2 tRNA genes and 2 rRNA genes are annotated in these 1,013 nt (G+C 45.4%); all 4 read left to right on the forward strand.

What is annotated here, in order from left to right:
* Window positions 1-101, forward strand: a 23S ribosomal RNA gene (locus tag BCT11_RS03865); the annotation flags it as partial.
* Between the two features lie 93 nt (window positions 102-194).
* A 5S ribosomal RNA gene (gene rrf, locus BCT11_RS03870) occupies window positions 195-311 on the forward strand.
* A gap of 69 nt (window positions 312-380) precedes the next feature.
* Window positions 381-457: transfer RNA gene (locus tag BCT11_RS03875), tRNA-Asp, on the forward strand.
* 68 nt (window positions 458-525) lie between these two features.
* Window positions 526-602: transfer RNA gene (locus BCT11_RS03880), tRNA-Trp, on the forward strand.
* The last annotated feature ends 411 nt before the right edge of the window (window positions 603-1,013 follow it).

The raw sequence follows: 1,013 nt of genomic DNA on the forward strand, positions 1-1,013 counted from the left end.
TCCTAAAGGGTTGTTCGAGACTAGAACGTTGATAGGCAGGGTGTGTAAGCGTTGTGAGGCGTTGAGCTAACCTGTACTAATTGCCCGTGAGGCTTAACCATACAACACCCAAGGGGTTTTGATGGACTCAATGCAAGAACGATTGAATGTGTATAAATAGAATTTAAAAACAGCTTTCCGAATTAAAGAATTTGCTTGGCGACCATAGCGATTTGGACCCACCTGACTTCCATTCCGAACTCAGAAGTGAAACGAATTAGCGCCGATGGTAGTGTGGGGTTTCCCCATGTGAGAGTAGGACATCGCCAGGCTTGTATTTTATTTTCACTTTTTATGAAAAAGTGAAGACAAAAACTTAGACTTAAATGTCTAACCAGTGCGGAGCGGTAGTTCAGTTGGTTAGAATACCGGCCTGTCACGCCGGGGGTCGCGGGTTCGAGTCCCGTCCGCTCCGCCACTTATTTCAAAGACCTCGCTTTTGCGAGGTTTTTTTGAATCTACAATGTGATAAACTGTAGTTTCTACAGGGGTGTAGCTCCAATTGGCAGAGCAGCGGATTCCAAATCCGCGTGTTGGGAGTTCGAATCTCTCCACCCCTGCCATATTTAAGGCTCTAGCAGAAATGCTGGAGCCTTTTTCGTTTTATCACTTCTAACAAGTGATATTAGGATAACTTGGCGTGCCTTGGTGCGCAGTCCGATTGGCTGCATTTCCCATCGAATCTCCGGAGCGCCGGCCCAGTCCACCTCTTTTTATGTACAAAGCTTCAGTCAAAGATTATGAAACTTGTTTGCTTTTAGTTTTTAGAAAAAGGTTCAATTCCACCGTATTAGTATCAGTTTGTCGGACGCGGGTGCGTTCGCTTACTTGATGTTCTATCCGACATTCAGGCTCGGTTCTTTCTTCTTCGGGAGGGATAAGTACCTGTTATCTGAATATTTGTCTATTTAGTTCGTTGGGCAGGGGTAGGCGAACCGTGATTTACAACCTACAAAAAATGTATGGTCCGCCCC

It is taken from the genome of Vibrio sp. 10N.222.52.B12, from assembly GCF_002875385.1.
In the GTDB taxonomy this organism is placed as follows: domain Bacteria; phylum Pseudomonadota; class Gammaproteobacteria; order Enterobacterales; family Vibrionaceae; genus Vibrio; species Vibrio jasicida.